Annotated in this window: 7 protein-coding genes; 4 read left to right on the forward strand and 3 right to left on the reverse strand. The window is 65.2% G+C overall.

The genetic code is table 11. From position 1 onward, the window contains the following. Positions 1-173 precede the first annotated feature (173 nt). The gene (locus tag ACIP21_RS12175; RefSeq protein WP_400687652.1) at positions 174-995 is read right to left on the reverse strand and encodes a thermonuclease family protein; all 822 of its coding nucleotides are present in this window, start codon (positions 993-995) and stop codon (positions 174-176) included. A gap of 2 nt (positions 996-997) precedes the next feature. Beyond that, entirely contained in the window at positions 998-1,213 is a 216-nt protein-coding gene (gene rpmE, locus ACIP21_RS12180; protein ID WP_027920990.1) for a 50S ribosomal protein L31, read from the reverse strand. A 168-nt stretch (positions 1,214-1,381) separates the two neighbouring features. On the opposite strand from rpmE, the gene ACIP21_RS12185 reads away from it, so the two are divergent. The 3 genes from ACIP21_RS12185 to ACIP21_RS12195 all read left to right on the forward strand — a co-directional run bounded on the left by ACIP21_RS12185 (position 1,382) and on the right by ACIP21_RS12195 (position 6,140). Beyond that, positions 1,382-3,601: a primosomal protein N' gene (locus tag ACIP21_RS12185; protein ID WP_400687654.1), complete on the forward strand. Its 2,220-nt coding sequence runs from the start codon at positions 1,382-1,384 to the stop codon at positions 3,599-3,601. A gap of 108 nt (positions 3,602-3,709) precedes the next feature. After that, positions 3,710-5,446 (forward strand): arginine--tRNA ligase, encoded by a 1,737-nt coding sequence (argS, locus tag ACIP21_RS12190; RefSeq protein ID WP_400687656.1) that lies wholly within the window; start codon positions 3,710-3,712, stop codon positions 5,444-5,446. A 1-nt stretch (position 5,447) separates the two neighbouring features. Next, entirely contained in the window at positions 5,448-6,140 is a 693-nt protein-coding gene (locus tag ACIP21_RS12195; RefSeq protein WP_400687658.1) for an SPOR domain-containing protein, read from the forward strand. A gap of 109 nt (positions 6,141-6,249) precedes the next feature. Here the strand turns inward: ACIP21_RS12195 and ACIP21_RS12200 are convergent, their stop codons facing one another. Next, on the reverse strand, positions 6,250-6,666 hold the full coding sequence (locus ACIP21_RS12200) for an NINE protein (RefSeq protein ID WP_400687660.1): 417 nt from the start codon (positions 6,664-6,666) through the stop codon (positions 6,250-6,252). 165 nt (positions 6,667-6,831) lie between these two features. Here ACIP21_RS12200 and ACIP21_RS12205 point away from each other — a divergent pair, with 165 nt between their 5' ends. Further along, on the forward strand, positions 6,832-7,461 hold the full coding sequence (locus tag ACIP21_RS12205) for a C40 family peptidase (protein WP_400687662.1): 630 nt from the start codon (positions 6,832-6,834) through the stop codon (positions 7,459-7,461). Positions 7,462-7,708 lie beyond the last annotated feature (247 nt).

Consider the following 7,708-nt stretch of genomic DNA (forward strand, 5'->3'; position numbering starts at 1 on the left):
CATTCCGCTATTTACTGTTCTGACGGACCGCCGAGGATACGCAAAGAGCCGGGGAGCCACAAGACTGGTCAGTCACTTGTGTCAAGGCCTTCGGCCTACGACTTTACGCTATCACGCACGGGGGCATTCGACCGACAGTGTGTACAATCTGGTGGCATAATGTCTACATCTTTTCACCCCGAAATCCGCTCCAGCATGCTCGGGTCGGTCACCGATAGCACCCAGCGCCGCTGCCCCGGCTTGAGCCCAGCCTTGCTGGAACGGTCCTTCACCCAGCCACGCGCTTCGACCTGGCGCCCTTTGAGATTATCCAGAAAGCCAGCAGGGAAGGTGCGTTGCAGACGAGCGGGAATCTGCAGCACCACAGTGTCGTCCAGCACCAGCCAGGTGCCAGCGCGGTTGCGCTCGATGCGACCGATGGTGCCGGTGAGCACGGCGAAGCCGGGCTGCCTGACCTGCACCGCGCGCTGCACCGGCGAGCGCCGCCACAGGCCGGCGCGCGCCTTGCGCGCAGCCTGCTCGGCCACTTGCTGGCAGGCCGTCAGGCGTACATTGGGCGCCACGGCCACGCGGTAGCCCAAACCTTCGCTGAGCAGCTGCGCTTCAAGGTTGTCGCCATTGCGGCCATAAAGATGCGCCAGCGTGCGACCGTAACGGTCCTTGCGCTCGACGCCCGGCACCAGGCCGAGGCGCCCGTCGCTGGCCTTGACCAGCGCCTGCAGGCGCTGCCTCGCGGCGTCGGCATAGGGCTCGCTGGCGCGCCCCTTGCGCCCGATTTCCGGGGCATTGATGCCGATCATGCGCACACTGCGGCCGTCGCTCAGGCGCAGGGTGTCGCCATCGATTACCTGGCGCACCGTGACCTGTTGCGGCCGTTCCGGCACCGGGCAGTACGCCAGGGCCGGGAGGTGCCAGATGGCGCCCACAAAAAAGGCGCCCACGAGGGGCGCCTTCTTCAGCAACAACGCGAAACCCGAAGGATTCGCCATGCGCATGATTACTTCTTGGTACCGAACATGCCGAAGCGGTCGGCGAACTTCTGTACGCGACCACCGGTGTCCAGGACTTTCTGCTTACCGGTGTAGAACGGGTGGCACAGGTTGCAAACGTCGATCGCCAGGGTGTTGCCCAGGGTCGAACGCGTTTCGAACTTGTTACCGCAGCTGCAGGTGACTGCAACTACTTCGTAGTTCGGGTGGATACCTTCTTTCATGGTCACTTCCTCGAGCTGCGTGCCGCCACCCAACACCAATTGTTGAATACCGCACGTAATTAGGCGGCGAATAATACCAGAGCACCGCCCCAACGCAAGGTGTCGCTTGCACCGACCGTCGTCTGCTAGGCTCGCCATTCCTTGAAATGCCCTCCCGAGACCTTTCGCGTGTCCGACGTCATCCTGCGCCTTGCCCTGCCCTCCCCGCTGCGTCGCCTGTTCGACTACCGGGCCCCGGCGAGCATGGCGCGCCAGCCCCTGACCCCGGGCATGCGCATCCGCGTGCCGTTCGGCCGCCGCGAGATGATCGGCGTGCTGGTGGAGGTGTGCGACCACAGCGAAGTCCCCGCCGACAAGCTCAAGCCGGCCAGCGCCCTGCTCGACCCGCTGTCGCCGATCCCCGCGCCACTGTTCAAGCTGTGCCTGTGGACCGCGCAGTATTACCAGCACAGTCTCGGCGACACCTTGAGCTGGGCACTGCCGACCCTGCTGCGCCAGGGCGAGCCGGCAGAAATGCGCCAGGAGCGCTTCTGGCACGTGGCCCCCGGCGCCCGCCTGGACGACCCGCGCATCGCCCGCGCGCCGCGCCAGCGCGACGCCCTCAAGACCCTGGCCCAGCACCCCCACGGCGTGGCGCACAGCCTGCTGAGCAAGCTCAACCTGAACAAGGACAGCCTCGACCTGCTGCTGGCCAAGGAGCTGGTGCAGCTGGAAGTGCGCCGCCACCTGCCGGCGCACCGCCACGAACACTGGCTGGCACAGCCGGAGCTGCCGCTCAACGAGGAGCAGCGTGCGGCCTTCGACACCGTCCGCGAGGGCTTTGGCGGCTTCGGCGCCTTTCTGCTGGCCGGCGTCACCGGCAGCGGCAAGACCGAGGTCTACCTGCAGCTGATCCGCGAAACCCTGGAGGCCGGCAAGCAGGCGCTGGTGCTGATCCCCGAAATCAACCTCGGCCCGCAGACCCTGGCGCGCTTCGAGCAGCGCTTCAACGCGCGCATCGCCCTGCTGCACTCGGCGGTCAACGACCGTGAGCGCCTCGATGCCTGGCTGGCGGCCCGCGATGGCGAGGCCGACATCATCATCGGCACGCGCTCGGCGCTGTTCACGCCGATGAAGAACCCCGGCCTGATCATCATCGACGAGGAGCACGACGGCTCCTATAAACAGCAGGAAGGCCTGCGTTACCACGCCCGTGACCTGGCCCTGGTGCGCGCCCACCAGGAGAACGTGCCGATCCTGCTCGGTTCCGCCACGCCCTCGCTGGAAACCCTGCACAACGCCCTGACCGGCCGCTACCGCCTGCTGCGCATGAACCAGCGCGCTGGCGGCGCCCGCGCACCGCGCATGCTGCGCCTGGACGTGAAGAGCCTGCCGCTGGACAGCGGCATCAGCGGCCCGCTGCAACAGGCCATCCGCCAGACCCTGGAGGCCGGCCAGCAGGTGCTGGTGTTCCTCAACCGCCGCGGCTTCGCCCCGACCCTGCTGTGCCACGACTGCGGCTGGCTGTCGGAATGCCCGCGCTGCGATGCGCGCATGACCGTGCACCAGCGCTCCGGCGTGCTGCGCTGCCACCACTGCGGCTACGACGAGCGCCTGCCGCACCAGTGCCCGCAATGCAACCACGTCGACCTGCGCCCGGTGGGTGCCGGCACCGAACGTGCCGAAGAACGCCTGAAAGTGCTGTTCCCCGACTACCCGATCCTGCGCGTGGACCGCGACAGCACCGCACGCAAGGACGCCATGCAGAACCTGTTCAATACCATCCAGCGCGGCCAGCCGAGCATCCTCGTCGGCACCCAGATGCTGGCCAAGGGGCACCACTTCCCGCGGGTGACCCTGGTCGCCATCCTCGACGCCGACGGCGGGCTGTTCTCCGGCGACTTCCGCGCCAGCGAGCGCATGGCCCAGCTGATCGTCCAGGTGGCCGGGCGCGCCGGGCGTGCCGAAGAACCCGGCAAGGTGATCATCCAGACCCACCTGGCCGACCACCCGCTGCTGGTCCAGCTGACCGAGCAGGGCTATTTCGCCTTCGCCGAGCAAGCCTTGGACGAACGGCGCAATGCCGGCCTGCCTCCCTATTCGCACCTGGCCCTGCTGCGCGCCGAAGCGCACAAGCCCGGGCAGGCCGAAGGCTTCCTCGACGAGGCCTGCGCCGCCGCCGAGCGCCTGGTCGCCGAACAACGCCTGCCGGGCATCGAACTGCTGGGCCCGGTGCCGGCACCGATGGAGCGCCGGGCCGGGCGTTTCCGCGCGCAATTGTTGATTCAGGCCAACACCCGGGCGCCCTTGCATCGACTGATCAGCGCCTGGTTGCTAGTGTTGGAGCAACTGCCCAGCGGGCGTCAGGTGCGCTGGTCGCTGGATGTCGACCCGGTCGACCTTTATTAAGCCTGCGCCCCAAAGGTTGGCAACCCGGCCCCGGCAACGGATAATGCCCAGTTTTTCCACCTGCGCATCCAGGCGCTCCACCGCGCTTGCGGTCGAAAAGAGATCCCCATGAAAGACACCATTCGCCAGCTGATCCAGCAAGCCCTCACCCAACTCGTCACCGACGGTGTGCTGCCTGACGGGCTGTCGCCGGCGATCCAGGTGGAAAACGCCCGGGACAAGACCCACGGCGACTTCGCCAGCAACATCGCCATGATGCTGGCCAAGCCGGCCGGCATGAAGCCGCGCGACCTGGCCGAAAAACTGATCGACGCCCTGCCGGCCAGCGCCGACATCAGCAAGGTCGAAATCGCCGGCCCCGGCTTCCTGAACTTCTTCCAGAACACCGACGCCCTGGCCAACCGCCTGGATGCCGCCCTCGCCGACGCCCGCCTGGGTGCGCGCAAGGCCGGCCCGGCGCAGAAGGTGGTGATCGACATGTCGGCGCCGAACCTGGCCAAGGAGATGCACGTCGGCCACCTGCGCTCGACCATCATCGGCGACAGCGTCGCCCGTGTGCTGGAGTTCCTCGGCGACGACGTGGTCCGCCAGAACCACGTGGGCGACTGGGGCACCCAGTTCGGCATGCTGCTGGCCTACCTGGAAGAGAACCCGATCACCAGCGACGAACTGTCGGACCTGGAGAACTTCTACCGCGCCGCCAAGAAACGCTTCGACGAGTCCGAAGACTTCGCCACCCGCGCCCGTGGCCTGGTGGTCAAGCTGCAGGCCGGTGACCCGGAGTGCATGGCCCTGTGGACGCGCTTCAAGGACATCTCGCTGTCGCACTGCCAGAAGACCTACGAGCTGCTCAACGTCAAGCTGACCATGGCCGACGTGATGGGCGAAAGCGCCTACAACGCCGACCTGGCCAACGTGGTCGCCGACCTCAAGGCCAAGGGCCTGCTGGTCGAGGACCAGGGCGCCCAGTGCGTGTTCCTCGAAGAGTTCAAGAACAGCGACGGCGACCCGCTGCCGGTGATCGTGCAGAAGGCCGACGGCGGCTACCTGTACGCCACCACCGACCTGGCCGCCGTGCGCTACCGCAGCAACGTGCTCAAGGCCGACCGGGCCCTGTACTTCGTCGACCAGCGCCAGGCCCTGCACTTCAACCAGGTGTTCGAAGTGGCCCGCCGCGCCGGCTTCGTCGGCCACCCGATGCAGATGGAGCACATGGGCTTCGGCACCATGAACGGCGCCGATGGCCGCCCGTTCAAGACCCGCGACGGCGGCACCGTGAAGCTGATTGACCTGCTCACCGAGGCCAAGGAACGCGCCTACGCGCTGGTCAAGGAAAAGAACCCGGCGTTCAGCGAAGACGAACTGCGTCACATCGGTGAAGTGGTCGGCATCGGCGCAGTGAAATACGCCGACTTGTCCAAGCACCGTACCAGCGACTACAGCTTCAACTTCGAGCTGATGCTCAACTTCGAAGGCAATACCGCGCCGTACCTGCTTTACGCCTACACCCGCGTGGCCGGCGTGTTCCGCAAGCTGGGCAAGGGCTACGACGACATCGACGGCAACATCGTGCTGGAGGCTGCCCAGGAGCAGGACCTGGCCGCGAGCCTGGCGCAGTTCGGCGAGATCCTCAACAACGTCGCCGACAAAGGCACGCCGCATGTGCTGTGCAGCTACCTGTACGATCTGGCCGGGCTGTTCTCCAGCTTCTATGTCAACTGCCCGATCCTCACCGCCGAGACCCCGCAGCAGCAGCAGAGCCGCCTGCGCCTGGCGGCCCTGACCGGCCGCACCCTCAAGCAAGGTCTGGAACTGCTCGGCCTGGAAACCCTGGAGCGCATGTAAGTTGGCTGCCAAGAAAAAACCCGCTCCCAAGCGCGGCGCCAGCCGCCAGACCGCACCGGCCAAGGCACCGATCCCCGGCTGGGTGTGGCTGGCGGTCGGCCTGACGGTCGGTGCGTTCATCGTCTTCCTGATGAAGCTCGAGCCCGGCGGCGGTGATATCAAGCGCACCAAGCCCGAGCAGCAGAAAACCGAGAAGGTGGCCGAAGCCAGCAAGTCGACCACCCCCGCGACTGTGCAACAGCCGGTGAAGCCGAAATACGACTTCTACACCCTGCTGCCGGAGTCGGAGGTGATCGTGCCGCCGGAGGCCGTGCCGGAGAAAACCCCGCCGGTACCCGCGCAACCGGTGACCCCAGCGGAAGCGGCGAAGATCGACACCGCTCGAGCCCAGGCCGCACTGCTGGGCCAGACGCCACCACCGGCGCCGCCGGTGATCAAGCCGGCGGCGACCACGCAGTACTTCCTCCAGGCCGGCTCGTTCCGCAAGGAAGCCGATGCCGACAAGGTCCGCGCGCAGATCATCCTGCTCGGCCAGGCAGTGAAGGTGGAGTCGGGCACGGTCAAGGAAGAAACCTGGTACCGCGTGCTGGTCGGCCCGTTCAGCAACCGTGAACAGCTCACCGGGGCGCAGAAGCAGCTGGCGGGGGCAGGTTTCAGCAACCTGCTGCTGCAGCAGCGACAGACTCGCCAGTAATTGAAAAGGCCTTGCCGCTCAGCGCGACAAGGCCTTTTTTTCGCCTGGGAGATCGAGCGCCGCTATGCGGCGCATCGCGAGCAACGCTCGCTCCTACAATCGATACGCGTCAATTGCGGCTGTTGCTTTCGGAAACCTGGCTGTTCAGCGTCCAGAAGTCGTACAGCACACCCACCAGGAACAGGCCACCGGTGAAGAAGTAGATGATCGCCGTGACCCACTTGCCCTGGTACAGGCGATGCAGGCCGAACACGCCAAGGAACGTCAGAAGGATCCAGGCGATGTTGTAGTCCACGCGCCCGGACTGGAAGCGCAGGTCGGCCTCGCGGTCCATCGACGGGATCAGGAACAGGTCGATCAGCCAGCCGATGCCGAGCAGGCCGAAGGTGAAGAACCAGATCGTCCCGGTGACCGGCTTGCCGTAGTAGAAGCGATGGGAGCCGGTGAAACCGAAGATCCACAGCAGGTAGCCGATGACCTTGCTGTGGGTGTCGTGGTACGGCACCCCCTGTTGATAACTGTTCATTCATAGCCCTCGTGGGTTATCCGAAAATTTTCTAAATAAAAATGTGACTTTTCCGCCGCAGCCCGACGTACGGCAACATGACAATCGACCAACGGCCCGGAACCTGGGAAAAAAGCTGTTATAAAGTTGCGCGCCAACACACAAACATTCATAAGAGCTTCATCTATGCCGCCTTTCTTCAAGACATGGCTGACCCTCTGCCTATTATTGCCCCTGGCCGCCCACGCCACCAATCGTGAGCAACGTCTTCCCAATGGTTTCACCGGCTACACCAGCAATGCCTCGGTAAAGCACGCCCCGGTCAAGCATGCCGCCCTGCGCGCCCGCCCTGTCACCTCGGCCAAGGCCCACAACCTGCCAGCCGTGGCGGCCATGTCGCCAAAGCAGAGCAGCGATGTGCTCAGCCGCGCGGTGAATGTGCTCGGTACCCCTTATGTTTGGGGCGGCAGCAGCCCGAAAAAAGGCTTCGACTGCAGCGGGCTGGTCAAGTATGCGTTCAACGACGTGGCAGACGTCGACTTGCCGCGTACCTCCAACGCCATGGCCCAGGGCCACGGCGTGAAGGTGGCCAAGAGTGACCTCAAGCCTGGCGACCTGATCTTCTTCAACATCAAGAGCCGCCGGGTCAACCACGTGGCCATCTACCTGGGCAACGACCGCTTCATCCACGCGCCACGCACCGGCAAGCGGGTGAGCATCGACAACCTCAGCAAGCCGTATTGGCAGCAGCATTATGTTGTCGCCAAGCGCGTGCTGCCGAAAGGGCAGCAACAATTGAGCCTGGCCAAGCGCTGATCTGACAGGCGCTTTCCTGCACCGGCCTCTTCGCGGGTAAACCCGCTCCCACAGGTTCTGCACCACCCTCAAGGTCGGTGCTGTACCTTCTACAGGTTCTGCACCACCCTCAAGGTCGGTGCTTTACCTTCTACAGGTTCTGCACCACCCTCAAGGTCGGTGCTGTACCTTCTACAGGCTCTGCACCACCCTCAAGGTCGGTGCTGTACCTTCTACAGGCTCTGCACCACCCTCAAGGTCGATGCTG

Origin of the sequence: Pseudomonas sp. NPDC089401 (assembly GCF_044749485.1) — a bacterium.
In the GTDB taxonomy this organism is placed as follows: domain Bacteria; phylum Pseudomonadota; class Gammaproteobacteria; order Pseudomonadales; family Pseudomonadaceae; genus Aquipseudomonas.